Genomic DNA, 26491 nt, shown 5'->3' with positions numbered 1-26491 from the left:
GTGCCGCACCCACGAGGTGTCCGACCGGCGCGCGAGCGCCATCGCGATGTCGTGCGCGCTGCGCGGCCGTGACGATGTCGTCTTCCCGCCTCGGCACGCGCCCCCGCGGGGTACGCGAGGACCGGGTCTAGCCGCCGGCCGCGCGGGGATTCGGGGTGTCGCCGTAGGACTGCAGAAGGGTCGTCAGCGTCGCCGCCAGGTGCCGGCGCTCGTCGGGGTCGAGTGCCTGGAGGAGACGGGCCTCGTTGGCCACGTGCAGGGGCAGGACGCGGTCGATGACCTCGAGGCCGCGGTCGGTGAGACGGATCTTGACCGAGCGGCGGTCGTTCTCGTCACGGTCCCGCGTGACCAGGCCTTTGTCCCGCATCCGGTCCACCCGCAGGGTGATGGCACCGGTGGTGACGAGTGACGTCTTGAGGAAGGCGCCCGCGGTCAGCTCGTACGGGGAACCGGAGCGTCGCAGCGTCGCCAGCACATCGAACTCGCCGGGCTCCAGGTCATGGCCGGCCAGGAAGTCCTTGATCTCCTTGTCCCACATGCGGGAGATCCGCATGATCCGCCCCACCACACCGATCGGCCAGAAGTCGACGTCGGGGCGCTCCCGGCGCCACTGCTCCAGCACCGCGGCCACTGCGTCGGTCATGTCGGCCACCTCCCGGAAATCATCTTAGCGCTCATTCAGTTGACACTCGCGCGAGCACTCATTACCTTAGCGCTCACTTAATGAGCACCGATTTAATGAGTGGTGGTTCACCATGCCTCACACGATGCTGCACAACGCCGAGATCCATTACGAAGTCGACGGCCGGGGCCCCGGCCTGGTGCTGGTCCATGGCACCGGCGGCGATGCCGACAGCGTCTTCGGCAACGTGGTGGACCACTTCACCCGGACCCGCACCGTGGTACGGCCCAATTTCAGCGGCAGCGGACAGACCACCGACGACGGCGCGCCGTTGACCGTCGAGCTGATAGCCGACCAGGTCGCCGCGGCCACCCGGGCCGCCGTGGCCGGACCGGTGGACCTGCTCGGCTTCTCCCTCGGTGCGGTGGCAGCGGCCGCGGTCGCGGCCACCCACCCCCAGCTGGTGCGCCGCCTCGTCCTGGTCGGCGGTTGGGCGCACTCCACCCACCCCCGCGACCAGTTCTACTTCCAGACCTGGCGAAAGCTGCTCGACACCGACCGGGAGCTGTTCAAGCGCTTCTCGACGCTGACCGGGTTCAGCCCGACCGCCCTGGACAGCTGGGGCCACCAGGGGCTCGCCGACTCACTGACCGACGCGTGGCCGCCGCCCGGCATCGGCCGGCAGATCGACCTCGGCGCACGCGTGGACCTCCGCCCCCTCCTTCCCGGGATCACGGCGCCCACCCTGGTCGTCGGATTCACCGGCGACGCCATGATTCCGGTCGAGGGCTCGCGGGAACTGAACGCCGCCATCCCCGGCAGCCGACTGGTCGAGGTGGCCCAAGGCCACATGGACTGGTTCGCCGATCCCACCGGCCTGGTCGCACTCACCCGTGATTTTCTCGACGCGGACTGACCACCCACCCCCGCACCGATCCGGACCCGTCCCCCGAGGAGCCATCCATGTCCCTTCCCCCGCCGTCCTACCCCGCACCGCGCTATGCCGGCGAGCACGGCGAAGTCAGCGCCATGTTCAGGCCCGCCACAGCCGAACCCGACTTCGTCTCGCGGCCCGTGGACACCGACGGCCCCCGTGTCAGCGGCGGAACCTCCTACCACTACCTGTCCACCACCGCCTCGACGGACGGCGAGTACGGGCTGTACCGGGTGGACATGGGGCCCGAGGCCGGCGGCCCGAGCACCCACTTCCACAAGGCGATGTCAGAGGCGTTCTTCATCCTCTCGGGCACCATGCGGCTGTTCGACGGGGAGAAGTGGATCGACGCCACGTCCGGCGACTACCTCTACGTCCCGGTCGGAGGACTGCACGCCTTCCGTAACGAGTCCGGTGAGCCGGCCTCGATGCTCATGCTGTTCGCCCCCGGCGCCCCTCGTGAGGAGTACTTCGAAGGCATCACCCGGCTCGGAGACCTCGACGACGCCGAGCGCGCGGAGTTCTTCCTGCGCCACGACAGCTTCTTCGTCTGACCACGCTCCGCGGCCCGTCCCCCACCGGGCGCCGCGCCCTGCCGCGGTACCCGCATCAAGCCACCGGGCGCGCGTACTGCCCGGCAACGAATTGCCGGTCTTCGGTCCGCCGGAGGCCGGCGTCGACCGAACACAGCACTCGGACCGCGGGCCGGCACCGGCTTCGCGCCACCCGCCCGCCACGGGTCCGCTGACGGCCTGCCCGTCCGCACCTCTCCACCACGAACCGAGGATCCACCGTGCCCGACACCCCTCCTCCCGCCTCAGTGCCCCCGCTGCCGTCGCTCGCCGCCCAGGCGGAGCACCTGATCGGCCTGGGGGTGCACGAGATCGCCGGGATTCCCGCCGAGGGCATCCGCGCCTTCGCCGCGGCCGCCGCCGGCCGGGCCGACGGCGCCCTGCTCGCCGTGCACCCGGACCACGCCCCCGCCTCCACCCTCGCGCCACTCCTCCGGCGCGACGGCAAGCCCGGCTTCGTCGTCACCGACATGCCCGACGTCGACCACTTCACCCCCTGCGAGGTGGAACTGCCCGACACTCCGCTCTACCTCGTCACCGGCGTCGACCGCGGGGACCACATGGCCAACTGGAGCCCGGACGAAGCACTCCCCGCCCTCGCCCGCGACGACCGCACCCCACTGCTGCTCACCGAAGGCATCCACTGGGTCCTCCAGCAGCCCGCCGCCCTGGAACGCAACCGCTGCTTCATGACCATCGGCTCCCGGCTGCGCAAGGCGAACGGCACCCTGGACGCCCGCACCCCGGCGATCTGGATCAGCAACGGCACCGGACGCGACGGGACGGAGCGCCGCAACGCCCCGAAGGTCGGCTGGTGCTGGTGGCGCAACCGCCACACCTGGCTCGGCTTCGCCTCCGCAACGGGCCGCGGCCACTGACCGGTCGATCCAGGCGATCCACCTCCGGCTGGGCGGCCGTCCGCGCGCCGGAGGTCGGGGTGCGGTCCGTGCGCTCGGCGAGTCCGGCGTCACTCCCCCGGCGGCCGGGCCGGGGGGTCATGGGCGGCCGCCGGGCAGTTCCGGCCCGCGCCTCGCCGTCCGGTGGTGCCGGGGAAGCAGCAGCGGGGTGGCCAGGATGAGCAGTCCCGCGGCCGTGAGAGCGGTGCGCGGGCTGGTGACACCGGCGAACAGCCCGCCGAGCGCGGTGCAGACGGCGATGGACGCCTGCTGGCCGATCGACCAGGCCGTCAGGGTGCGGGCGACGAGGTGCTGGGGGGTGCGTTCGAGCCGGTAGGTCGCGAGCACCGGGGTGTACAGGCTCATGCTGATGACGATCGCCAGCTCGACGGCCATCACGGTGACGAGTCCGACGACGCCGGGTCGGACGAAGGCCAGGCCGATCAGCCAGATGACGCGCAGGGTGCCGACGGTCCGGAAGACCCGGTGCCGGCCGTGGCGGGCCACGACACGGCGAGCCAGCCGCGAGCCGATCAGTCCGCCGGCACAGGGGACGGCGAAGGCGAGGCCGTACTCCCAGGGCGAGAACCCGAGCCGGCGAAGCAGGAGTACGGCCAGCAGCGGCTCGGTGGCCATGATCAGGCCGGAGACGAGCATGTTGTTGAGGTAGAGCGCCCGCAGGCCCGGATCGCCCATGATGTGTCGCCAGCCGTCGAGCAACGCACCCGCCCGGGCCTGGCTCTTGCCGGTCGGTCGCGGCGCTTCCTCCCGGTCGCGGATCGCGGCGAGGCCCAGTGCGGACAACAGGTGGCTGAGCGCGTCGGCCACCACGGTGGCGACCGGCCCGAACAGGCCGATCGCCGCGCCGCCCAGCGGTGGCCCGACCGCGAGGGAGCTCCAGTTCGTGGACTCCAACCGCGCGTTGGCCGTGAGCAGGTCCTCCGGCCGGACGAGCGCCTTGAGGTAGGCGCCGCCGGCCGCGTTGAAAGCGATCTTGGCCGCGGCGACCACGACCGAGATCACGAGCAGCTGGACGAAACCGAGCCGGCCGAAGGCATAGGCCACCGGGATCGTCGCCATCGCCGCGAACCGCGTCAGGTCCATGGCGATCATGACCGGGCGCTTGCGCCGAAACTCCACCCATGGCGCGAGTGGCACGGCGATCAGCGCACCGACCGCGGGTCCCACCGCGGACAGCGCGGACACCTCGGCGGGGCCGGCACGCAGCACCAGCACGGCGATCAGCGGCAGTGCCCCGAACCCCAGCCCGGAACCGTAGGCGCTCACCGCGTAGGCCGCCCACAGCCAGCCGAACCGCCGGCCCAGCGGTCTCCTGCCCACCATGTCAGGCACGCCCCCTTGACGCCTCACCGGAACAAACCGTCGTTGACCGGTGAGAGCCAATCGAGCAGCACAGCGGCAGGTCAAACAACCGTCCGGCCGGCCGTCCACAACCACCTGTTGTTCACTAGGGTGGATCGGCGTGGATCTCGAAGCAGTACGTACCTTCGTCGCGGTCGCGGAAGCGGGCCAGTTCCAGAGAGCCGCCGCCGACTTGTCCGTCACCCAGCAGGCCGTCTCCAAGCGGGTCGCCGCACTGGAGCGAAACCTCGGTGTGCGGCTGTTCATCCGCGCTCCCCGCGGCGCCGAGCTCACCATCGACGGTCAGGCGTTCCTGCCCCATGCGCGGGAGCTGCTGCGCGCCGCCGAGCGGGCGGTCGGGTCGGTGCGCCCCGGCCGCCGTCCGCTGCGCGTCGACGTGATCGCCTTACGCGGCGCCGCATCGGGGCTGATGCGTGCGTTCCACCGCGCGCACCCCGAGATCGACCTCGACGTGGTGACGCTGTTCGAGATCGAGACGGCCGTCGCCGCCGTCCGGTCCGGCACGGTCGACGCGTCCTTCCGCGCCGTCGTGGCGCCAGGACAGCGCCTTCCCGAGGACATCGAGTCCGTCCGCGTGCTCGACGAGCCGCTCCAACTCCTCACCGGCCCCGCCCATGCGCTCGCGGGCGCCCGGTCGGTGACGCTCGGCCGGCTCGCCGGGCACCGGATCTGGATGCCCGGCATCGTCCCCGGCACGGAGTGGGCCGCCTACTACGACGACCTCGTCGCCGAGTACGGGCTCACCATCGAGGCCACCGGCCCCAACTTCGGCTCCGACGCGCTCCTCGACACGATCGCCGACACCCCGGCCCTGGCCACCTTCATGGGCGAGCACACCCGCCTCGTCTGGCCCGCCGGCCACGGGCTGCGCCGCATTCCGGTGACGGGGCCCGTGCCCGTCTACCCGCACTCGCTCCTGTGGCACCGTGACAACCCCCACCCCGCGCTGACCACCCTCCGCTCCCATCTCGCCGCCACGGCGGCCGGCCACGACGCGGCCGGGACCTGGGCGCCGGACTGGGTGACTCCCCGCTGAACGCCGTCGCGTCCGGGACCACCGCGGACAGGACCGACCAGCGCCTCCCGGTCCGCCCCTCCGCGCCGTGGCCGGGCCCGGGCGCGGTGCCGGCTGCCGGATCCCCGGCGCCCGGGGGGGGCATGGCACGGGCGGGCCGAAGGGCCACTTCGTGCCCGGGCCGTCAACCGGGGCCGGGCGGTGGCCAGGACCCTGTCGGCGACTTCCGGTTCCTGACGACCGCGGCCGTTCGTCCGCTCAGCCGAACCGCAGGATGCGCGGGGCGAAGGTGGTCTCCGGGCCGGCGGCCCGACCGACCGCCCACACCGTCCCGGTGCCCGGCACCGGCGCCAGCCACAGCGCCGAGGAGTCACCCTCCCCGGCCACCTCCGGTTCGCTGTACCCGGTGAACGACTGTCCGTTCCAGGCGAGGAAGTCCGGCCCGGGGACCAGCGGCGGATAGCTGCCCGGCGGGCCCCACTTCTGCGAGCGGGCCACCGAGACCCAGCCCAGCCCGCCGGAGGCGGTGGGGGTCAGGGAGGTGATGCCGCCGAAGTCGGTGGGCATGGTCACCCGGCTCCACGTCTGCCCGTCCCAGCGGACCAGCAGGGGCGGGATCGGCCGGCCCGGCGGGCCGCCGACGAACCCGGCCGTGCCACCGGCCCATACCTCCGTCGGCGAGACCGCCAGCACACTGCCCACGGCGGACCGCGGGAACCCGTTCACGATCGTCTGCTGCCACGCTTTCCCGTCCCAGTGCGACACGGCCGCACCCGCCTCGGTGGCGCCCGCGGCCCAGACGTCGTCGGCCGCCAGGACGTGCAGGCCGTACACGGATCCCGGGGGCACCGGTACGTCCCGCCAGCCGCGCCCGTCCCAGCGCAGCAGCGCCTGTGCACCATCCCGCGAACCGATCAGCCAGGTCTCACCGCCGCCGGCGACGACCTTGGTCAGCACCACACCGCGCGGCGGCCTGCTCTCGGACCAGGCCGAGCCGTCGAAGCGGAGCAGGTGGGCGCCGCCCGCGGAGTCGCGGCCGACCGCCCAGACGGCGGTCGGTGAGGTGGCGGCGACGGACAACAGCTCCCCCTGCCAACCGATCCCGGGCAGGCTCTGGCGCTGCCACGCGGTGCCGTCCCAGCGCAGCACCAGCGGGAAGCCCGGCGCCTCGCGACCGACGGCGTCGGCCCCCACCGCCCACGCCCGGTCCGGCCCGGACGCCACGGCCTCGTTCAGCCCGGCCTGCGGCCGTACCTGGGCCGGGACCGGAACGTGTTGCCAGGACATCGTCTCCGCCGAGGCCGCGGGCACGATGGTCATGGCGGCGGCGAGGACCGCGACGAGAAGTCTGCGTACCATGGTCAGCCTCCCAGCCGCTCGCTCATGAGGTTCGGTTTCGTGCCGTAGGTCTCGACGGTCCCGAAGGACAGCAGCGAGAACCCGGCGGTCGCCAGTGCACGGGGTTTGACGTCGATCGCGTCCCTGCGCTCCGGACCGTAGGAGAAGGTGGTGCGGCGGCCGTCCACCCGCGCGTACTTCGACTGGAACGCGCGGTCGCTGCGCACCGGGAGCCACAGCGCCCCGTCCGGACCGCGCACCAGGTCCTCGGTGTGGGTGTCGCCCAGTGGCGGGTAGGTGGTGCGCCAGGCATGCCCGTTCCAGGACATCAGGTAGGTGCGGGCCACGCCGTCGGTGTACCGGCTGCCGCCGACGGTGACCCGGCCGGACGGTTCGAGCATGATCGTGTGTACGTTGGCGTTCGGCGGCAGCGGCACCTTCGCGTCCCGCCACTCCCCGCCGTTCCAGCGCAGGATGGTGGTTCCGGTGCTGGTGTCGGCCCAGGCCCAGGCGTCGGTGGCGGTCCGCGCGGTGATCCCCATCAGGTACAGCACACCGTCCGGGGTGGACTGCTCCGTCCAGCCGGAGCCGTCGTGGTGCAGTACCTTCAGCCCGGTGTCGTCCTCACCGACCACCCACGCGGCACCCGGTACCGCGGTGAAGTCCTGGTAGGTCCACAGGGTCTGCGGCAGTGGGACGGCACTCCATCCGCCCGCCGACCGGCGCAGGATCTCCCCCTCCCCGGCGCGGTTGTGGAAGATCCACACCTCCTCGCCGACGATCTGCGCCTTGCCGAGCCAGCCCGGCTCGCCGGCGCCGGGGAAGGTCGTGTCCCGGCTCCACGCCGTGCCGTCCCACCGGTGCAGCATCGGCCGCAGTCCGTCGGCGGCCTGCTCGTACCCGGTCGCCCACGCCTCGTCCGGACCGCGGGCGGCGAGATCGGACACGGTCACCGGCGGGGCCGCGGCCGGTACCGGCAGCGCCGACCAGCTCGGCGTGACAGCCGTGGCCGGCGACACCACCGCGGCAAGCGCGATCACCAGGCTGACGACGACTGCGCGGAGACCGTTCACGAGACCCCCCTGAACGCGCCGGTGGCACAGGGTATTGGCGTTCAACCGCCCGTGAACAGACGGCATTCGGCCGATCGCGCCCTGCCGGAGGCCTACGGTGCCGCCGGCTTGCCCGGGCCGTGAGGGGGGTCGCCATCGGCCGGAAACCGGCTGGCCTGATGGTCACTACTTCCTCCGGCGCCCATCCCGCACAATGTGTGATCCGGCAGGCATAGCGGCTTGCCTTCGGAAATTTCGCTTGGTATCCGGAGAGGAACGTTCGATGTTACGTGTGGTGACAGCACTGGCGATGGCAGTGGGGCTCATGGTGCCGTTGGGGTCCGCGCGGGCCGCGGAAAGTACAGCGGCGACGGGCATGGTGATGCGCGAGCTGCAGCCGCCGGAGGGCTACTCGACGACGTACGGCGAATTGCTGAGCAATGCGGGGCACGTCGTGGGCTCGGCCGGCGGGAACCAGGGAAGCGCCCATGTGCGGTGGGAGCCCGATGGTTCGGTCGCCCGTCTGAGAGGTCTGGATGGCAGTGAATACATCTCTCCCAGAGCCATCAACGACGACGGGATCATCGCGGGTTATGCCAGTGGCTCCGATAACAAGAGCCATGCCGTGACGTGGGACGCCTCCGGTACCTCCAAGCGTCTGGAGGAGCCCGAGGGCTACCTGGACAGCTGGGCCGAGGACATCAACAACCAGCACGTGGCAGTCGGCACGGCCACTCTCTACCACGACATCTGGGCGGTGCGCTGGGACCGTGACGGCAAGCCGACCTTCCTGGAACGGCCGCAGTACGCCATCGGCAGCCACGCGGACCGCATCAACGACAGCGGGGAGATCATCGGAGCCGCCCGCTTCGGGAACGGCATCACCCAGGCGGTGCGCTGGGACGCCGCCGGCAAGGTCAAGTACCTGGCCATCGACACCATCGCATGGCGTGCCGGAGCCGCGGACATCAACAACCGCGGAACGGTCGCCGGCACCGCACTCGACCCTTCCACACACACCTACCGGGCGGCGCGCGCACTCCGCTGCTGCATATTCCGTGTCATGCCGGGAGCGTCCAACGACAGCGGCCTGTACGACGTGAACAACCGCGACGTGTTCCTCGGCACCAACAGGATCGGCGACCGCACGGAGATCGCGCGGTGGGACAACGACGGCATGGTGGTGATGAAACCGGTCCCCGGCACCACGGGCCACACGGTGACCATGCTCAATGACGCCGGTCTCGCCGTGGGGTCCTCGGGTCAGCGTGCCGCCGTCTGGGACGCCGGTGGGAACGCCACCTTCCTGCCCGACGAGAAGCCCGGACAGATCCGGAAGAGCTCCTATGCAGCGGCAATCAACAACGCCGGGCAGATCCTCGGACGGGCCGAGTACTGGGACGTCCCCCCGCGTGCCGTCATCTGGAGTTGACCCCCTGTCACCATCGGGCCCGCCCGGGGCAACCGCCGTTCGGCACACGGTTCCGTGGCCGCCGAGCGGCGGCCGGCCTGGCCCGTGCACCACCACCTGACGCCTGGGCGCCGCGGAGTCCGAGCGGGTCCTGCGGCGCTTCCGCCGCGGCGGAGCCGAGCACCCGCCTCACGGGCGATCGAGGATCCCGGCGGGCCTGCGGCAGCGGCGCGACCCGACCGCCTGGCCCGCGTGATCCGGCACGTCAGGGGACCCGGGCCTCGATGTGGGCGAGGTGGGCGGCGAGGATTTCTTCGAATGCGGCGCGGCGGTCGGCTCCCAGGGGGCGGACGTCGCGGGCGAAGTGGGCCAGGGCGGGGAAGCGTTCGGGGTCGGCGCCGAGCACCGCGACGCGGAACTGCTCCATGCCCTGTTCGTACTCCTCGGGGGTGATGGTGCTGATACCGGCCTCGGAGGCGATCAGCGCGGCGAGGAGGATCACGATGCGGTGGTACCGCACCGGGACCTCCTCGTCGGGCAGTCCGGACGCGCGCAGGGCCTGCAGCAACTCCTCCATGACCAATCGGGATCCGGTGCCGCCGGACGCGTAGCGCCCCCACACCACGGCGAGTTGGGGTTGCTCGCCGAACGCCTCGCGCAGGCGCAGGGCCAGTGCGGTGACGCGCTGCTTCCAGTCGTCCTCGGGGCGATAGCCGTCCATGGCAGCCAGCAGGATCCGGTCGGCGACCGCGCGCAGCAGTTCGGTCTTGTTGCGGAAGTGCCGGTAGAGGCTGGAGGAGTCGGTCCCGAGCGCTGCGGCGAGTCTGCGCACGCTGAACGACTCGGCGTCACCCGTGCGCAGCAGTTCCGCCGCCGTGTCCAGGATCTCCTCGGTCGACCATCGCCTTCGGCCCGTCATCTCGCCCCTCTCGGTTCGAACTCAGTCTAACCTATGCACTTGTTGATGCACGCGGTGCGTGCATAATGAGGACAACGCGCTGTCCAGACGCAACGGCACACCCGGCATCGGGTCGGGAAGAGAGAAGGACCCATGAGTGACACCACTGCCGCGACACGGCCGCCGGAGCCGGACTTCTCGGCGATCACGGCCGAGGAGCTGCTCGCCTACCGCGACGAGGAGAACCGCTTCCGGGCCTCCGGCGCGGCACGGAAGGTCCTCGGAGAGCCGGACGCGGGCGCCGAGATCGCCTGGCAGGAGATCGCGCTGCCCGGCCGCGACCTACCGGTCCGGGTCTACCGGCCGGCCCCGACGGGAGACGCCGAAGCCGCGGCCCGAACCGACCTGCCACTCGTGGTCCATGTCCACGGAGGCGGCTTCGTGGGCACGGCGGTGCAGTGCGACTGGACCAACAGCCACCTCGCCGCGCGGCTGCCCGCCCTCGTCATCTCGGTCGAGCACCGCCTCCTCGCCCCCGGCAGTCCGCTCGCGCACGCCGCCGACGACGGCTGGGACGTGCTCCAGCGGGTGGTGCGGGACGCCGCGCGGTGGGGCGCCGACCCGGCGCGCGTGGCCGTCTTCGGTGAGAGCTGCGGCGCGCTGATCAGCGCGCTGACGGCCGTCCGGGCCCGGGAGGCCGGCCTGGAGCTCAAGGCGCAGGTGCTGGTCAACCCGGCAGTCGACGTGACCGGGACGATGTTCGACCATCCCTCGATGGCCGAGTACGCGTACAGCCCGACCCGGGCCCTGCCGCTGCTGCAATTCTTCCAGCGGCTCGCCGTCCCACCGGGTGCCGACGCCCGCGCGCTGTCGCCGCTGTACGCGGACGACCTGAGCGGGCTCGCCCCGGCGCTCGTGGTGGTGCCCACCCAGGACGCGGTCGCCGACCATGGCCGTGTCTACGCCGAGCGGCTGAGCGAGGCAGGGACCCCCGTGCGGCTCTCCGAGTACCCGGGAGCGAAGCATGCGTTCCTCACCCTGCCCGGTGTGGAACCACAGGCCCGGGCCGCCCAGGCGGAGATCCTCGCGTTCCTCCGCACGGCCCTGGGGCAGTGACGGAGGAGCGATGCTCTCCGCCCCGAGGCCCGAGGACCAGGCGGTCTCCCGGCTGCGCCCCGGCCGGATGAGCATGGCCGGCGTCGCCACCGACGACCTGCGCCGGACGCTCGCCACCGGCGCCGCGATCGTCCGCGCCATCCCGCTGCCCGCCGTGCGCGAGCGCCGCTCCGTCACCGTGACCTGCCCCTCGCACCCGGTGGTGGACTCGCTCTTCGAACAGCTGGGCGGAGCCCTCCCCGTCGCGGACGAGGAGGCGTTCGACGTCTTCTCCGCACTGACCGGGACGCTCAGCGCCCACTACGCCTACCTCTCCGCGCTCACCTCGTGGGCCACCGACCAGGGCATCGCCTCCGACGCCGCCGACCGGTACGTGCGGGGCCTCTTCCGGAACGTCGGCCGCTCCCTGGGCGACGAGACCCGTCCGCTGCACCGACTCGCCGCCGACCACGAGACACCCGGAGGGAACAACGAGCGCGTCCGCACCACCTGGTTCGACCCGGCGTTGGTTCGACCCGGCCAACGCCGCGGCCCTCAGGAAGGCATTGGACGGCCTCCTCGCCGACCTGAGGTAAGGGCGTCCGGCCGAGGGGAAACGGCCCGGCAGCCGTGCGCCACCACCGCTCCGCGAGGTGCGGCGGCGGTCCGCGGCCTGCCGGGCCCCTGGCGAACGGGCGCCGCGGCCCTCCCGGGCGCCGCGGACGACCGGGCCCCGGAAGGCGGGGCCCGGCGACCGGCGGCCGCGGGTGGGTGGCCGGATCGGCGGTGTGCAGGCTGCACACCCGGTGGCACTGATTCTGTGCATCGTGCCGCTTATGCGTGTCCGGAAGGGGCTCTACCGTCCGAATGCATTCGCTCACCACCCGCGGAAGCGAGGACGGTATGGAAAGACAAGCCATTCCCGAGGGCACCCTGGGAAATGACGACTACCCGTTGGAACGGGTTCCCGCGCATGCGCGGTATGCGTGGTTCAGTGTCGCCACTCAGCGTTTCGGACAGCTGTCGTCGTTCAGCCAGTTCCTGCTGGGCGCCACGCTCGGTTTCGGTATGACGTTCACGGACGCGCTGCTGGCGATCACGCTCGGCGCGGTGGTCCTGGAGTTCGCCACGATCGCCGTCGGCATCGCCGGGTGCCGGGAGGGACTGTCCACATCGGTGCTCGCCCGCTGGACCGGATTCGGGCGCGGCGGCTCGGCGTTGGTCGGCCTGCTGATCGCCGTCTCCCTCATGGGCTGGTTCGGCGTGCAGAACGCGGTGTTCGCCCAGGGGCTGCATTCGCTGGTCGGGGGCCTGCCGGAGTGGGGCTGGGCGCTGGTGGGCGGATTGGGCGTCAGCGCCCTGGTGGTGTGGGGTTTCCGCTTCATGACGTGGGCGGCCTATGTCACGGTGCCGGCGTTCCTGGCCCTCGCGGCGTGGTCGATCATCCCTGAGCTGGCCGGCGAGGACGCCGGTGCCCTGTTCACCGGGGAGCCGGCGGGGCCGCAGCTGTCCCTGGCGGCGGGGACCACGATCGTCGCCGGGGGCTTCATCGTGGGTGCGGTGATGACTCCGGACATGACGCGCTACAACCGCAGCCCGGGGGACGTGGTCAAGCAGACCCTGCTCGGTGTCACCCTCGGCGAGTACGTGATCGGCCTGATCGGGGTGCTGCTGGCGCACGCGGCGCGGAGCGCCGACATCGCGGCCGCGGTCACCTCGACCTCGGGGTTCCTCGGCACGTTGATCCTGGTGGCCGCGATACTGAAGGTCAACGACTGGAATCTGTACTCGTCGTCGCTGGGTGTGGTGAACACCTGCGATGTCCTGTTCGGCCGGCGGATCTCCCGGGTGACGGCCACGGTGGTCGTCGGGGTGTGCGGTTCGGTGCTGTCCGCGGTGGGAATCCTCGACCACTTCACGGATTTCCTGACCGTTCTCGGAGTCGCGACGCCGCCCGTCGCCGGCATCATGATCGCGGAGTATTTCGTGGTGCGAACGTGGCGAGCCGAGCTCGATCGGACGCGGGACGGGGCGGGGCTGCCGGCGGCGGCCCCCGAATGGGTGCCGGCGGCCCTGGTGTGCTGGGCGGCGGGCGGGCTGATCGGCCACTTCGCCGACTGGGGCATCCCCGCCATCAACTCCATCACCGTGGCCTTCGTGCTGTACGTGGTGCTCGGCAGGCTCGGCCTCGTTCGCGGGTACGGGACGGCGATGACGGCGACGCCGGCCCTCCACGGCCCGCTCACCGCACGGCCGACCGAGGGGAGCCGGTCATGACGGTCCGTATCGGCATCGACGTCGGCGGTACGAACACCGACGCGGTGATGATGAACGACCGGGACCAGGTGCTGGCCGCGGTCAAGAGCCCCACCACCGGTGATGTCACCTCCGGCATCGTGACCGCGCTGAAGGAACTGGAGGCACAGTCGCCGGCCGACCTGTCCACCGCCCGTGCGGTGATGATCGGGACGACGCACTTCACCAATGCCATCGTCGAGGCGTCACCGCTCCTGACTCCGACCGGCTGTCTGCGCCTCGGCCTCCCGGCGACCGCCGCGGTACCGCCGATGGCGGACTGGCCGGAACGGCTCACCCGGGCCCTGGGCGCGCACCACTTCCTGTGCCACGGCGGCCACGAGTACGACGGCCGGGAGATCTCCCCCCTCGACCCGGACGAGATCAAGCGCGCGGCCTGCGCGATGCTCGAACGCGGGGTCCGTGCGGTGGCGGTGACCAGCGTCTTCTCGCCGGCCAACCGGAACATGGAAGAGCGGGTCGCGGAGCTCCTGGCCGCGCACGCCCCCGAGTTGAGGGTCACGCTCTCGCATGAGCTCGGTCGCATCGGCCTGATCGAGCGGGAGAACGCGGCCATCGTCAACGCCTCCCTGGGCGAGCTGGCGGACGTGACCTGCGACGCGTTCCAGACCGCGGTGGACCAGGCCGGCATCGGCGCGCCGGTGTACCTGAGTCAGAACGACGGGACGCTGATGGACGTGGAGTACGCGCGCCGGCACCCGGTCGCCACGTTCGCCAGCGGCCCCACCAACTCCATGCGCGGGGCGGCGCTGCTCTCCGGCCTGAGGGACTGCGCGGTCGTCGACATCGGCGGCACCACCAGCGACGTCGGCATGATCGTCAACGGCTTTCCGCGCCCGGCGGGGACGGAGGTCGACATCGGCGGGGTACGCACCAACTTCCGTATGCCGGACGTGGTGGCCACCGGGATCGGTGGCGGCAGCATCGTCCGCGCCACCGGGGGTGCGGTGCGGGTCGGCCCCGACAGCGTCGGCTACCGGCTGACGGACCGGGCCCTGCTGTTCGGCGGCGACACGCTCACCGCCTCGGACATCGCGGTCGCCGCCGGCCTGGTCTCGTTCGGCAACCCCGCTGCGGTGTCCGGCCTGGACAAGGACCTGGTCCGCCGGGTGCTGTCGCATATCGCCGACGAGGTCGCGGCACTGGTCGACCGGATGCGGACCTCCTCCGTACCCGTCCCGGTGGTTCTCGTCGGGGGCGGGAGCGCGATCGTGGGCGACGGACTCCCCGGCCTGGAGACCGTGCGCCCCCGGCACTACGCCGTCGCCAACGCGATCGGCGCCGCCATCGCGCAGGTGGGCGGCGAAGTCGACCGGGTGGTGTCACCGGAGGGCCGCTCCCGCGAGCAGGTGCTGCGGCAGGCCGAGGAAGAGGCCACGCGCAAGGCCGTGGTGGCGGGGGCCCGCGCGGACACCGTCCGCGTCGTGGAGCGCGACGAGATCCCGATGGCGTACCTGCCGGGCAACGCCGTGCGCGTACGTGTCAAAGCGGTGGGCGAGCTGTTGCTGGAGGAAAAGTGATGCGGCACATCGGACTCGCGGAGCTCGACGACCTGGCCCGCGGGGCGGCGGTGCTCGGCACCGGCGGCGGTGGCGACCCCTACATCGGCAAACTCATCGCCGCCGAGGCGATCCGCGCCTGCGGACCGGTGCCGGTGGTCGACATCAGCGAGGTGGAACCCGACGCGGTGGTCCTGCCGGTGGCCGCCATCGGCGCCCCCACCGTGCTGCTGGAGCGCATCCCGGCCGGCACGGAGGCCGAGCTCGTCCTGAACTCCCTGCGCGAGGTCCTGGGTCACCCCGCCCGGTACATCGCCTGTCTGGAGGCCGGAGGGCTCAACTCCATGATCCCGGTCGCCGCCGCCGCCCGGACCGGCCTTCCCCTGATCGACGCCGACGGCATGGGCCGCGCCTTCCCGGAGATCCACATGGCCCTGACCACCCTGGCGGGGATCCCCGCCACCCCGATGGCCCTCGCCGACAGCCACGGCAACACCGCGGTGCTGCGCACCGTGGACAACCTGTGGGCCGAACGCCTGGCGCGCGCCGGCACCGTCGAGATGGGCGGGGCGGCGTTCATGGCCCTGTACCCCCTGCGGGGCCGCCGGCTCGCCGACGCCCTGACGCCACGGACCCTCACCCAGGCCCACCGCGTCGGCACCGCCATCCGGCGCGCGCGGGCCGCCCACACCGACCCGTTGTCCGCCGCCGCACGGTCTCTCGGCGGAACAGTGCTGTTCAGGGGCAAAGTGGTGGACGTCGAACGACACACGGAAGGCGGGTTCGTCCGGGGCGAGGCCACCATGGACGGTCTCGACACCGACATCGGGCACACGCTGCGCCTGCACTTCCGCAACGAGCACCTGCTGGCCGTGCGCGACGGCAGGCCCGTGGCGAGCGTGCCCGATCTGATCTGCGTCCTGGACTCCGGGACCGGCACGCCCGTGACCACGGAGTCGATGCGCTACGGCGCCCGGATCGGGGTCATCGGCGCACCGTGCGATCCCCGCTGGCGCACCCGGCGGGGGCTGGAACTCACCGGCCCCCGGTACTTCGGCCACGACCTGGACTACGTCCCGGTGGAGGACCTCGCCGCCGCCGGCACGACCTGAGCGAGGGGCCGCCCGTCCGGTACCGCCCACCGCAGACCGCAGACCGCACACCACCGAGAGGACACCCACCATGGACCACACCGTCACCGTCCGGTGCGACGGCCGGACGGACCTGACCGCCACCAACGGCCGCGCCGAAGCCGGCATCAGCTGGGGCCCCGAGCCCGGCCGGTGGATGGCCACCGAGCTGTTCCTGACCGGCCTCGGCGCGTGCATGCTGGCCACCCTGGCCGACTACGCGACGACCCACCACATCCCCATCGAAGGCGCCTCGGTCCGGGTCGAGGCCGGCAGCGCCACCCGCCCGAGCAGGATGAACGCCCTCCGCATCACCTACAGCCTCCCGGCGGGGCTGTCCGAGAGCCAGGTAGCCGCACTGGTCCGGGCCGGCGATCGCTGCAAGGTCCACAACACCCTGCACCACCGCCCCGACATCACGGTCGCCACCGCCTCCACCGCCGCCCCCTGATGACGCACCGCACCGCGGCGCACGCCGAGGGGGCCGCGGCCGGAAGGGCCGGTTCTCCCTGCCGGTCAGCGTCCGCACCGCGGGCGATGTGCCGGTGCACCGGCAGAGGTGATCGGCGGTGCCGGAACCCGCTACATTGACACCCGTCATGACGATGCGTACCCATCCGCTCACGCGTTCGACATGACGGGTGGGGTCGGAGAACGGGGCAGAGTGCCGGAAGCACCGGCGCTCCGCCCGGAGAAGCGCTTGTCCGGGGGAGTCGTCGTCAGCCAGGTCATCCCTTCACACGCGGCAGTCCTCCACCCGCCCGGCCGGCGCATCGGCGTGCCCGACGTGGACGACCTGGCGGCGGGCGCGGCCGTCCTGGGGTCGGGCGGCGGCGGTGACGTACGCACCGCCGCCGCCATGGCCAGGCACCAGCTCGCCACGCACGGCCCGCTGCCGCTCCTGCCGCTGTCCGACCTCCCCGCCGAAGCCCTCGTCGCCTGCGTGGGAGCGGTCGGCTCCACCACCGCCCTGAGCGAACGGCTGCCCGGTGGGGACGAGTTCACCACGGTCCTGGACACCCTCAGCCGGCAGCTGCCCACTCCGCTCACAGCGGTCCAGCCCTTGCAGATCGGCGGAGTCAACGCCCTGCTCGCCGTCGTCGCCGCCGTCCGCGCCGGGCTGCCGATGGTCGACGCCGACGCCATGGGGCGTGCCTTCCCCCGGCTGGACCAGACCACTCTGTCCGCCGCCGGACACCCCGCCTCCCCGACCGCCATCGCCGACGCCCGCGGCACCGCCCTGGTCGTCACCACCCCGGACAACCACACCCTGGAACTGCTCGTCCGCAAGGCCCTGCCGGCCCTCGGCGGCTGGTGTGCCATCGCCACCCACCCCGGCACCGCACACGCATACGCAGGGGCCGTCGTCGACCACTCCGTCACCCGCGCGCTCGCCCTGGGAGCCGACTTCCGCCGGGCCGCCGCCGAGCCCGCACACCGCGCCGCCTTCCTCCGGCGATGGCAGGGCACCCCGCTGCGCGGCGGCACGGTCACCGAGATACGCCGCGCCCCGACGCCCTCCGGCACCCGGACCACCATCACCGTGCAGGACCACACGGACCCCGCCCGCACCCTGCGCCTGGAAGCAGCCGAGGAGTACCTGCTCCTCCTCGACGACGGGCGGCCACTGGCCGTGACGCCCGAGATCATCTGCGCCCTCGACCCCCGCACCTGGAACCTCGCCCCGCCCGACCGACTCACCGAGAACCAGCACATCAGCCTCTTCGCCCTGCCCGCCGCCTCCGCCTGGCACCCCCCACCCACCGACCTCGTCGGACTCCCCTCCTACCACCTCCGCGACCTCCCCGAAGGGGCACCATGCCCGCGCCCACCCTCCGCGACCTGATCGCCGCCCAGCCGGCAGAGAACTTCCACCTGCTCGCCGGACACGCCGGTCTGGACGCCCCGGTCACCGGGGTCCGGGTGGCCGACATCGCCGATCCCGGCCCAGCCGTCGCGCACCTCACCTGCACCGATCTCCCGCCGCGCACCGGACTCAGCGCCACCCACCTCGTCGACGTCGCGCTCCACCGCCACCACGCCACCGGCGCCTCGGGCCTGCTCCTGTGCCAACTGCCGGCCGATCACCTCGCACAAGCCTCCCGGCGACTGGCCGACCGCAGACGTCTGCCGCTCCTGGTGGCCCCCCTCCACACCAGCGCCCAGGCCGCCACCGAGCTGCTGCTGTGGATCCACGGACCCCAGGTGCAGCGCGCACGGCAACTCACCGGCATCGCCCGCGCCCTGCGCACCACTTCCCACTCCCTGACCCACATCACCAGCACCCTGGCCCGCCATCTCAACGCCCGGACCGCCGCACTCGCCGCCGACGGCGCCACCATCGCCGGCGACGATCTGGGCAGTGATCTCCTGCCCCACCTGCACACCCCCGCGCCCATCACCGGCACCGCGGGCGACCGGGCGTTCGCCGCCCACCCCCTCCGCGGTGAGAACGGCGCCCCAGACCTGTGGCTGGCCGCCACCAACTCCCACGGCGGGCCGCAGTGGGCCGAACGCGCCCTGGCGGGACTCGCCCTCGCCGAGGCCTACGCCTCCGTCTGGCTCGCCACCTCGGTCATGCGTGCCGAACGCAACGCGCGCTTCCGTACCACGCTCCTGTCCGAGATCCTCGCGGCAGGCGACGCCGTCCCCGCCAACACCGCCGCGATCGCGGCGCGCGCCGGCTGGCGCCTCACCGGATGGCACACCGCCATCCACCTCTTACGCCTCATCCACAACGCACCGCCGGCCACCACCGCGGACGACCTCACGCGCGCCCTGGCCCAGAGCGACCTCGCCCTCGGGCCACTGGTCGAGCAGTCCGACGGCTGGGCCGCCTGGATCACCTCCGACCACCCCCCGCGCCCCGGCGACGGAGCCACCGTCGTCGGCAACCTCGCCCAGGCCCTGCACACCTACCACGCGAGGATCAGCGCGACCCCCGTCGTGGCCGGCATCGGACGCCCCGCCAACGGCCCGGCGGGGCTGGCGACCTCCATGGCCGAAGCCCGCCACGCCGCCCTCGCCACCGCTCTGGCCGACATCCCCGGACGCGTCCAGCACGCCGACCAACTGGGCATCACCCAGATCCTCATGGCCACCTGCAACTCCCCCGCCATGCGCGAGACCGCCGCCACCCTGCTCACCCCACTCCTCGACGACCCCGCGGGACCGGACCTTCTCCGCACGATCGAGACCTACCTCACCTCCGGCTGCTCCACCGCCGACACCGCACGCCGGCTCAACCTGCACCGCAACACCGTCACCCAACGCCTGGCCCGCGCCTGCGCGATCCTCGGCATCACCCTGGACACCGCCGACGAACGCCTCGCCATCCAGCTCGCCTGCCGCGCGCACCGCCTCCCCCACGCCACCGGCCACCACCACCGGAAGGCGCCGGACCGGTGACCCGGCCGGGGACCACCCTGCCGGGCCTCGCCGCCCGACCGGCGGGGATGATGGTGCGGTGACATCTCTGGACAGACGCCTCATCGGAAGCTGGTTCGGCCCCGTCGTCAACGTGATGGAGTCGACCGACATCGTGTTCCTTCCCGACGGATGGGGCTGGAGCAGGCTGGACAGTGTCAGCGGAATGCTGGCCGTCTCCCGGTTCCGCTGGTCCTGCCCGTCCGCCGGCGTACTGCGGCTCCGCCACACGCGGATCATCAGCGGGCAGGCCGACACCCGGGACGGTTTCCGGACCGTCGACCACAACGAGCCCACGGACGAGATCGACGAGACGGGCTACCGGATCACCCGGCAGCCGCCGCCGTTCTCGACGACTCCGCAGACAGCACTCCTGGTCGACCAGTCCATCGACTACGAGAACACCTTCTACCGCGGCGACGACAGGACCCCCACCGCCGCGGACGACCCCTCGGCCGTGTTCGTCCCCTACCCGCCCCCGCCCCGCCCCGGCCCGCCGCACCCCCGCGGGTCCGGCACCTCACCCGCGGGCCGGCCGAGGTGAGCCGCGCGGCGACCGGCACGCCCGCGGTGCCCCGCCCGTCACGTCCGCGATGACGGAACCCTTGGCAGGCCGCCGGGGAACGCCTGCCCGGCCGCCGGTCGGTGTACCCCGGACGCACACGGTCACGCCTGCGCGTCTCCCGCCGCCCGGCCGGTGGCGGGGCGACGCGGCGGGCAGGCCCGCCACCAGGCATCGGCGTCCGACTCCCGCGCACCGTACGGCACCAGGCCCCGGCCCCGGCCGCCGGCCGGCACATCCGCGTACTTGACCGTGCGGCGTACCAACCCTAACGATGTGCCCCGGCGCCCTCTTCGGCATCACCGGGCGCCCAACCCCCCACCCGTCGCACTGGAGAACCCAGGAGACGAAACGATGCGACTGCGTATCCGCGGCCGGCGCTCCACCGCCATGGCCGCACTTCTGACGGTGGCACTCGCCGTGCCCATCGCCGCCCGGGCCGACGATTCGGCCACCCCCCACACCCCCACCGCCGGAGCCGCTTCCGCGTCCGGCGCCGAGACCGCCCGGCAGTACGAGGTGACCGGCCCGCGCAGCACCGCGCAGCGCACCGGGCTGGCCCGTACCGGAGTGTCGATCGACGCCGTCCGGGAGCGTTCGGTGGTGATCACCGCGGACGCCGACCAGCTGCTCCGGGTCCGTGGACTCGGCTACCAGGTCCGGGAGTTGCCCGGTCCGCCCAAGCGTTCGTCGGGCCACAAGGACCGGGTCAAGGACTTCCCGGACGAGGACTCCGGCTACCACAACCACCAGGAGGCGATGGAGGAGATAGACGCCGCCGTCGCCGCGCACCCGGAGATCATCAGCAAGCAGGTCATCGGGAAGTCCCACGAGGGCCGCGACATCATCGCCGTGAAGATCAGTGACAACGCGGGCACCGACGAGGACGAGCCGGAGGTGCTGTTCACCCACCATCAGCACGCCCGTGAGCACCTGACCGTGGAGATGGCGCTCTATCTGATCCGCGAGTTCGGCGGGAAGTACGGCAGCGACGACCGGATCACCAAGGCCGTGGACGGCCGCGAACTCTGGATCGTGCCCGATGTGAACCCGGACGGCGGCGAGTACGACATCGCCACCGGCCAGTACCGGATGTGGCGCAAGAACCGGCAGCCCAACGAGGGTTCGCAGGAGGTCGGCACCGACCTGAACCGCAACTGGGCGTACAAGTGGGGCTGCTGCGGCGGCTCCGACGACGACCCGGGCTCGGACGTCTACCGGGGCCCGGCCGCCGAGTCCGGCCCGGAGACCAAGGCGGTCGCCGACTTCGTCCGCAGCCGGGTGGTGGGTGGCAAGCAGCAGATCACCGCCGCCATCGACTGGCACACCTACAGCGAGCTGGTGCTCTGGCCGTACGGCTGGACCGAGGACGACACGGCCGAGGGCATGACCCAGGACGACCACGACGTCTTCGCCACCATCGGCAAGGACATGGCCGCCAGCAACGGGTACACCCCGGAGCAGTCCAGTGACCTGTACGTCACCGATGGCTCGATCGACGACTGGCTGTGGGGCGACCAGAAGATCTTCGCCTACACCTTCGAGATGTACCCCGGCGAGAACGGCTCGGACGGCTTCTACCCGCCCGACGAGGTGATCGAGAAGGAGACCGGCCGCAACCGGGAGGCGGTGCTGAAGCTGCTGGAGAACGCGGACTGCATGTACCGGGCCATCGGCAAGGAGGAGCAGTACTGCCAGGCCGGCTGAGTACCCGGCGCTTCCGCGCGCAGCCGTGAAGGGGCGCCCCCGTGGAGACCACGGGGGCGCCCCTGCCGGCTACGGCGTGACCGCCCGGGTCCCGCGGCGAGTTGCGGGCCCGGGCGTCTCCGTCGCCGCACATCGCCTGGCGGGACAGCTCCCGCAGCGCGTCGCCGATGGGGTGGTGCTGCGGCTCCCCCGCCGGATCCGGCTTGGTCCACCTCGCCATGTTGACCGCCACGGACATCTGACGCTTGCCGTCGGCCCTGGTCAGGGCGACGGTTCCGGCTCCCCACGCCGACCCGTCGTGGCCCCGGAAGGTGCCGCGGACCTCGGTGCCGCGGGATCGAGGCCGGTCGAGGGGCCGGTGCCGGCGGCCGGAGCGTTCGCGGTCCCGGCGGGCGGTGCCGGGGCCGCCGCCACCATCCCCGCACACATGCTCAGCGCGGCCGCACTGCCGCAGAGCGCCATGAAGAACCTCAAGTCGTCCGTCCTTTGGTGGTCGGTGGGTGCCACGGGGCGCTGCCCCGTGGCTGGTCTCGGGCCGGACTCAGCCGGCGAGGGCGCGGCGCAGTACGGCGCCGAGTTCGGCGTTCTGCCGCTGGGAGACGTCGGCGGACAGCAGCGCCTGCGATCCGTGGAAGGTGCCGGGCCACTGGTGCAGTTCGACCGCGACCCCGGCCTGGAGCAGGCGCAGCCCGTAGGCGAGGTCGTCGTCGCGGTTCGGGCAGAGCTCCGCGGTGCCGACATAGGCCGGGGGCAGACCGGAGAGGTCGGTGGCCCGGGCGGGGGCGGCATACGGGGTGGCGGGGCCGGAGCCCAGGTAGTGCCGCCATGCCTCGGTGGCCTTGGCCCGGTTCCACCAGGGCGTGTCGGTGAAGTTCCGCGCCGACCACGACTCCTGCCGGTCGTCGAGGGTCGGCTGGTTGAGCAGTTGGAAGCGGATCGCCGGCCCCTGCTCGTCCCGGGAGCGCAACGCCAGCGCCGCCGCGATCCCGCCGCCGGCGCTGTGCCCTCCGACCGCGATCCGTGCCGGGTCGACCCCGAGTTCGGCCGCGTGCGCGGCGGTCCAGGTCAGTACGGCGTAGGCGTCGTCCAGAGCGGCCGGGAAGGGATGTTCAGGGGCGAGGCGGTAGGCGACGGAGATCACCACGGCGCCGGAGCCGGCGGCGAGCCGGGCGGCCCACGGGTGCTCGGTGTCCAGGCTCCCCACGGTGAACCCGCCGCCGTGCAACCAGACGAGGGCGCCCTGGGCCTGCCGCGGACGGTAGATCCGCACGGCCACGTCCGGGTCGGCCGGCACCGTGCGGTCCTCGATGTCCATGTCGGTGGTGTCGGGGGCCGGCACCCCGGTGGCCAGCTTGGCGTAGGTCTCGCGTGCGGTGACCGGGTCGGTCAGGTCGGTTCGCGGGAAGAACGGGATGAACGCTTCGAGTTCGGGATCCATGACGACCATCCTCACGGCCGCGCGCCGGAGGGTCACCCGCCATCCGTCGCGCATCAGGCGCCGAAGACGCACCGATCGGCAGGTCGCCGGAGCGGGCCGCGGACCGGACGAGTGGCCGCCTCGGAGCGCGGGACCCGGCGGTGGGAGGGGCGACGGCCGCCCGCGTGGAGGACGGACCGCACGGCAGGGCCCGCGTGCCGGGGCCCCGGCACGCGGGCGGCGGTGGGGCCGGGGCCGCCGGCCGGGCGGCGGGGTGCGGGGCGGGGCGTCCGGCCCGGGGCCGGCCCCGCCGCGCCGGTGCGTGCCCCGCACCGGCCCAGCCTCCGTACCTGGGGTAATCGGTAGAATGACCGATGCCCGGGGAGGATCTCGGAACCTACGTTGTCCCCATGCAGTCACCGAACACACCCACGCCGATCGAGACCGGCGACGCTTCCGAGATCACCCGCATCCTGGCCCGCTCCTTCGCGGACGATCCGATGATGCTGTGGCTCTTTCCCGACGAAGAGGGCCGTGCGGACCGTCTCGCCCAGTGGTTCGACGTCATGCTCACGCACAAGTACGGCCCGCTCGGCCACTGTGAACGCACCAGCGCCGCCGCGGCCTTCTGGACCCCGCCCGGCACGGCCGAGCAGCACCCGGACGAAGAGACCCTGGCCCGCATCAACGGCCTGTTGGGCGAGAACGTGGCCCGGCTGGGAGAGATGCTGGAACTGGTCGGCGCGGCAGCCCCTCAGGAGCCCCACTGGTACCTGGCGGTGCTCGGTGCCGACCCGGCGGCACAGGGCAACGGTCACGGCGCCGCCCTGCTGCGTTCGGGTCTCGCCAAGGCGGACGCGGCCGGGTTGCCGGCACACCTCGAATCGTCGAAGGAGTCCAACATCGGCTTCTACGAGCACTTCGGGTTCACCGTGCAGCATGAGATCCGGGTCCCCGGGGGCGGCCCGACCCTGTGGTCGATGTGGCGCACCGCGCGCGGCGACGCCCGCGGGTAGACACCGTGCCCGCCCGGCCGGCTCCCGTCCCGGCCGGGCACCGACCGGGACACCGGGTGCGCCGGCCTCGGCGGCGCGGGCCGGATTCCGGAGCGGGCGCGGAGCCGGTTCGCCGGTGCCCGCCGAGGACGACCGGGCGCCCCGGACCGGCCCTGCCGCACGGGAGTGCCGCGGCGTCCGCCCCCGCAACTGCCCGACACTCCGCTCTACCTCGTCACCGGCGTCGACCGCGGGGACCACATGGCCGACGGGAGCCCGGACGAAGCACTCCCCGCCCTCGCCCGCGACGACCGCACCCCACTGCTGCTCACCGAAGGCATCCACTGGGTCCTCCAGCAGCCCGCCGCCCTGGAACGCAACCGCTGCTTCATGACCATCGGCTCCCGACCGCGCAAGGCGAACGACACCCTGGACGCCCGCACCCCGGCGATCTGGATCAGCAACGGCACCGGACGCGACGGGACGGAGCGCCGCAACGCCCCGAAGGTCGTCTGGTGCTGGTGGCGCAACCGCCACACCTGGCTCGGCTTCGCCTCCGCCGGCGGCCGGGAGCTCCGGCCTCCCGTCAGCGGGGGACGCGCCTGACGGGGCGGGCGGCCCTGCTGCGCTCAGTTTCGCGCCGCCGCCCTGACCCGGATGAGCTGAACCTTCCGGCTGTTCAAGCAGACCCACGTCGCCCACGCGCCCAACGGCACCACGGTCGCCGACCTGGTCCGGGTCGCCGGATCCAGCTGGGCGATCGAGGAAGCCTTCCAGGCCGCCAGGAACGAGTGCGGCCTGGACCAGCACGAGGTCCGCCGCCACCCGGCTGGTACCGGCACATCACCCTGGCCACGCTCGCCCACGCCTTCCTGGCCGCCCCCGCGACCCAGGCCACCGGAAAACGGGCAGCAGAAGCGACACCACCAGCACCGTCCCCGTCACCTTGGCGGAGGTACGGCGACTCCTGGACGTACTGCTTCCGCGCCCCGAACCCCGAGGCGGCACCATCACACACGCCCTGAGCTGGTCCCGCTGGCGCAGCCGCCACCAGGCCACGGCCCGGCACTGCCACTACGGAAGAAGAACCATCTCAGGCAACGATGTCTGACTGGAGCACCAAGACGTGTATCGCACACCGCCGGCCCTCCGAGCCCGGCGGAAGGACTCGTTCCGCCCTTGATAGTCTGGCGCGTGCCTGTCAAAGCCAGGCGCTCAAACTGCTCGCATCAGTAGGCAATCGGGGGAATGAACGCATGAAGCCCACTGGAGTCCGTGCCGTCGCCACGGCCGCTGTCGCCGTGATCGCCCTGGCCGGAGTGACCGGTTGCGGGGACGGCAAGAAGCGCCGCTCCGCCGGATCGAACGACGGCTTCACCTCGTCCGGCGGGCTGGGGAACTCCGGCGGGCTGTCCGGCACAGGTGGCCAGACCGCCGGCACCACCACCGGCGGCACCACCACCGGCGGCACCACCACCGGCGGTCCGACCACGACGCCGCCGACGGGCCCGCTGAGCACGACCCCGCCCGAGGACGACATCACCGTCACCGCCTGCGACTTCGACTTCCAGGGCGACCGGTCCTCCGCCACCATCAGCATCACCAACGGCAATTCGCAGGGCAAGGCCGGCTACAACGGCACCGTCGAGATCGTCGACGGGAACGGCCAGTACCTGGACGGCCTGCTCTTCAGCGTGAACGATGTGCCCGCCGGCCAGACCCGGACCAAGTCGCTGTCGGCCGAGATCAGCATCCCGCCGTCCTCCGCGCCCGCCGCTTTCCGGTGCCGGCTGGGCCAGGTGTGGAAGTCGATCGCCCTCTGAGGGCGACACGCACTGTCGAAGTCGCGCCGTCGGGTGGCCGGGAGCCGGCCGCCCGACGGCGCGCCCCGTCATGGACCTGGTCGGCGGCCCGCACGGCGCGGCGGTCGCCAGGCGCACAACGGCGACCGGCGGGCGGGTGCACATCGGCGGCCGGCCGCAGACCCTGGCTCGCCCCGCAGCTCGGCAGGCCCCTCGTCGTCCTCTGACCCGAACGCCGGCCGTCCCCGGAACGTCCCCGGCAACGGGCGGGACGGCGGGACGACGCACCAACCCGAAGGTCGGGCGCGGGGACGCATGAGCCCGACGGAGTCGGGTGCGGGGGTGCGACAGTCCGGCGGAACGCCCCACCACGGGGTCCGGTGATCGCCGGGAGGCCCCCGAAGTTCACCGGTCATGGCAG

Annotated in this window: 22 protein-coding genes and 2 pseudogenes; 18 read left to right on the top strand and 6 right to left on the bottom strand. The window is 72.6% G+C overall.

Features of this window, described 5'->3' with window-relative positions:
- Nucleotides 1-127: 127 nt before the first annotated feature.
- Nucleotides 128-643 (bottom strand): MarR family winged helix-turn-helix transcriptional regulator, encoded by a 516-nt coding sequence (locus ACH4B3_RS27550; protein ID WP_398467201.1) that lies wholly within the window; start codon nt 641-643, stop codon nt 128-130.
- Between the two features lie 112 nt (nt 644-755).
- Between ACH4B3_RS27550 and ACH4B3_RS27545 the strand changes: the two genes are divergently transcribed.
- From ACH4B3_RS27545 to ACH4B3_RS27535, 3 genes are all read left to right on the top strand, one after another.
- Nucleotides 756-1538: an alpha/beta fold hydrolase gene (locus ACH4B3_RS27545; RefSeq protein ID WP_398467199.1), complete on the top strand. Its 783-nt coding sequence runs from the start codon at nt 756-758 to the stop codon at nt 1536-1538.
- Between the two features lie 47 nt (nt 1539-1585).
- Entirely contained in the window at nt 1586-2110 is a 525-nt protein-coding gene (locus tag ACH4B3_RS27540) for a cupin domain-containing protein (RefSeq protein WP_398467197.1), read from the top strand.
- A 239-nt stretch (nt 2111-2349) separates the two neighbouring features.
- Nucleotides 2350-3006: a DUF5701 family protein gene (locus ACH4B3_RS27535; RefSeq protein ID WP_398467195.1), complete on the top strand. Its 657-nt coding sequence runs from the start codon at nt 2350-2352 to the stop codon at nt 3004-3006.
- Between the two features lie 117 nt (nt 3007-3123).
- Here ACH4B3_RS27535 and ACH4B3_RS27530 read toward each other — a convergent pair whose 3' ends face one another.
- On the bottom strand, nt 3124-4368 hold the full coding sequence (locus ACH4B3_RS27530; RefSeq protein WP_398467193.1) for an MFS transporter: 1245 nt from the start codon (nt 4366-4368) through the stop codon (nt 3124-3126).
- Nucleotides 4369-4507: 139 nt separating this feature from the next.
- On the opposite strand from ACH4B3_RS27530, the gene ACH4B3_RS27525 reads away from it, so the two are divergent.
- Nucleotides 4508-5443 (top strand): LysR family transcriptional regulator, encoded by a 936-nt coding sequence (locus ACH4B3_RS27525; RefSeq protein ID WP_398467191.1) that lies wholly within the window; start codon nt 4508-4510, stop codon nt 5441-5443.
- Between the two features lie 237 nt (nt 5444-5680).
- Here ACH4B3_RS27525 and ACH4B3_RS27520 read toward each other — a convergent pair whose 3' ends face one another.
- Nucleotides 5681-6781 carry a hypothetical protein gene (locus ACH4B3_RS27520; protein ID WP_398467189.1) on the bottom strand — a complete coding sequence of 367 codons (1101 nt, stop codon included), beginning with the start codon at nt 6779-6781 and terminating at the stop codon, nt 5681-5683.
- A 2-nt stretch (nt 6782-6783) separates the two neighbouring features.
- Nucleotides 6784-7833 (bottom strand): hypothetical protein, encoded by a 1050-nt coding sequence (locus ACH4B3_RS27515; protein WP_398467187.1) that lies wholly within the window; start codon nt 7831-7833, stop codon nt 6784-6786.
- A gap of 271 nt (nt 7834-8104) precedes the next feature.
- Here ACH4B3_RS27515 and ACH4B3_RS27510 point away from each other — a divergent pair, with 271 nt between their 5' ends.
- A complete protein-coding gene (locus tag ACH4B3_RS27510; protein WP_398467185.1) occupies nt 8105-9244 on the top strand; it encodes a hypothetical protein in 1140 nt (379 codons plus the stop codon).
- A gap of 244 nt (nt 9245-9488) precedes the next feature.
- Here ACH4B3_RS27510 and ACH4B3_RS27505 read toward each other — a convergent pair whose 3' ends face one another.
- The gene (locus ACH4B3_RS27505) at nt 9489-10142 is read right to left on the bottom strand and encodes a TetR/AcrR family transcriptional regulator (protein WP_398467183.1); all 654 of its coding nucleotides are present in this window, start codon (nt 10140-10142) and stop codon (nt 9489-9491) included.
- A gap of 132 nt (nt 10143-10274) precedes the next feature.
- On the opposite strand from ACH4B3_RS27505, the gene ACH4B3_RS27500 reads away from it, so the two are divergent.
- The 9 genes from ACH4B3_RS27500 (at nt 10275) to ACH4B3_RS27460 (ending at nt 21856) form a co-directional block, all read left to right on the top strand.
- Nucleotides 10275-11237, top strand: coding sequence for an alpha/beta hydrolase (locus ACH4B3_RS27500; protein WP_398467181.1), 963 nt, complete (start codon nt 10275-10277; stop codon nt 11235-11237).
- Between the two features lie 846 nt (nt 11238-12083).
- Entirely contained in the window at nt 12084-13493 is a 1410-nt protein-coding gene (locus ACH4B3_RS27495) for a purine-cytosine permease family protein (protein WP_398467179.1), read from the top strand.
- Nucleotides 13490-15052: a hydantoinase/oxoprolinase N-terminal domain-containing protein gene (locus tag ACH4B3_RS27490; protein ID WP_398467177.1), complete on the top strand. Its 1563-nt coding sequence runs from the start codon at nt 13490-13492 to the stop codon at nt 15050-15052. The genes ACH4B3_RS27495 and ACH4B3_RS27490 overlap by 4 nt, the downstream gene beginning before the upstream one ends.
- On the top strand, nt 15052-16143 hold the full coding sequence (locus ACH4B3_RS27485) for a DUF917 domain-containing protein (RefSeq protein ID WP_398467175.1): 1092 nt from the start codon (nt 15052-15054) through the stop codon (nt 16141-16143). Before ACH4B3_RS27490 ends, ACH4B3_RS27485 begins: the two co-directional genes overlap by 1 nt.
- Before the next feature lie 70 nt (nt 16144-16213).
- Nucleotides 16214-16612 carry an OsmC family protein gene (locus ACH4B3_RS27480; protein WP_398467173.1) on the top strand — a complete coding sequence of 133 codons (399 nt, stop codon included), beginning with the start codon at nt 16214-16216 and terminating at the stop codon, nt 16610-16612.
- A 213-nt stretch (nt 16613-16825) separates the two neighbouring features.
- Nucleotides 16826-18007 carry a DUF917 domain-containing protein gene (locus ACH4B3_RS27475; protein ID WP_398467171.1) on the top strand — a complete coding sequence of 394 codons (1182 nt, stop codon included), beginning with the start codon at nt 16826-16828 and terminating at the stop codon, nt 18005-18007.
- A complete protein-coding gene (locus tag ACH4B3_RS27470; protein WP_398467169.1) occupies nt 17980-19569 on the top strand; it encodes a helix-turn-helix domain-containing protein in 1590 nt (529 codons plus the stop codon). The genes ACH4B3_RS27475 and ACH4B3_RS27470 overlap by 28 nt, the downstream gene beginning before the upstream one ends.
- Before the next feature lie 58 nt (nt 19570-19627).
- The gene (locus ACH4B3_RS27465) at nt 19628-20131 is read left to right on the top strand and encodes a hypothetical protein (RefSeq protein WP_398467168.1); all 504 of its coding nucleotides are present in this window, start codon (nt 19628-19630) and stop codon (nt 20129-20131) included.
- A 372-nt stretch (nt 20132-20503) separates the two neighbouring features.
- Nucleotides 20504-21856: a M14 family metallopeptidase gene (locus tag ACH4B3_RS27460; RefSeq protein WP_398467166.1), complete on the top strand. Its 1353-nt coding sequence runs from the start codon at nt 20504-20506 to the stop codon at nt 21854-21856.
- 541 nt (nt 21857-22397) lie between these two features.
- Here the strand turns inward: ACH4B3_RS27460 and ACH4B3_RS27455 are convergent.
- Nucleotides 22398-23294: an alpha/beta hydrolase gene (locus ACH4B3_RS27455; protein WP_398467164.1), complete on the bottom strand. Its 897-nt coding sequence runs from the start codon at nt 23292-23294 to the stop codon at nt 22398-22400.
- Nucleotides 23295-23683: 389 nt separating this feature from the next.
- Here ACH4B3_RS27455 and ACH4B3_RS27450 point away from each other — a divergent pair, with 389 nt between their 5' ends.
- From ACH4B3_RS27450 to ACH4B3_RS27435, 4 genes and pseudogenes are all read left to right on the top strand, one after another.
- Nucleotides 23684-24289, top strand: a complete 606-nt coding sequence (locus ACH4B3_RS27450; protein ID WP_398467162.1) for a GNAT family N-acetyltransferase — start codon at nt 23684-23686, stop codon at nt 24287-24289.
- A gap of 186 nt (nt 24290-24475) precedes the next feature.
- Nucleotides 24476-24874 (top strand): annotated as a pseudogene (locus ACH4B3_RS27445) (DUF5701 family protein); the annotation flags it as partial.
- A gap of 114 nt (nt 24875-24988) precedes the next feature.
- A pseudogene (locus tag ACH4B3_RS27440) lies at nt 24989-25293 on the top strand (IS701 family transposase); the annotation flags it as partial.
- 231 nt (nt 25294-25524) lie between these two features.
- Nucleotides 25525-26091 carry a hypothetical protein gene (locus tag ACH4B3_RS27435; RefSeq protein ID WP_398467160.1) on the top strand — a complete coding sequence of 189 codons (567 nt, stop codon included), beginning with the start codon at nt 25525-25527 and terminating at the stop codon, nt 26089-26091.
- Nucleotides 26092-26491 lie beyond the last annotated feature (400 nt).

Source organism: Streptomyces sp. NPDC018031 (assembly GCF_044327625.1).
GTDB lineage: Bacteria > Actinomycetota > Actinomycetes > Streptomycetales > Streptomycetaceae > Streptomyces.
The sequence above is the reverse complement of the archived record's forward strand: the minus strand, read 5'-3'. Positions and strand labels throughout refer to the sequence as shown.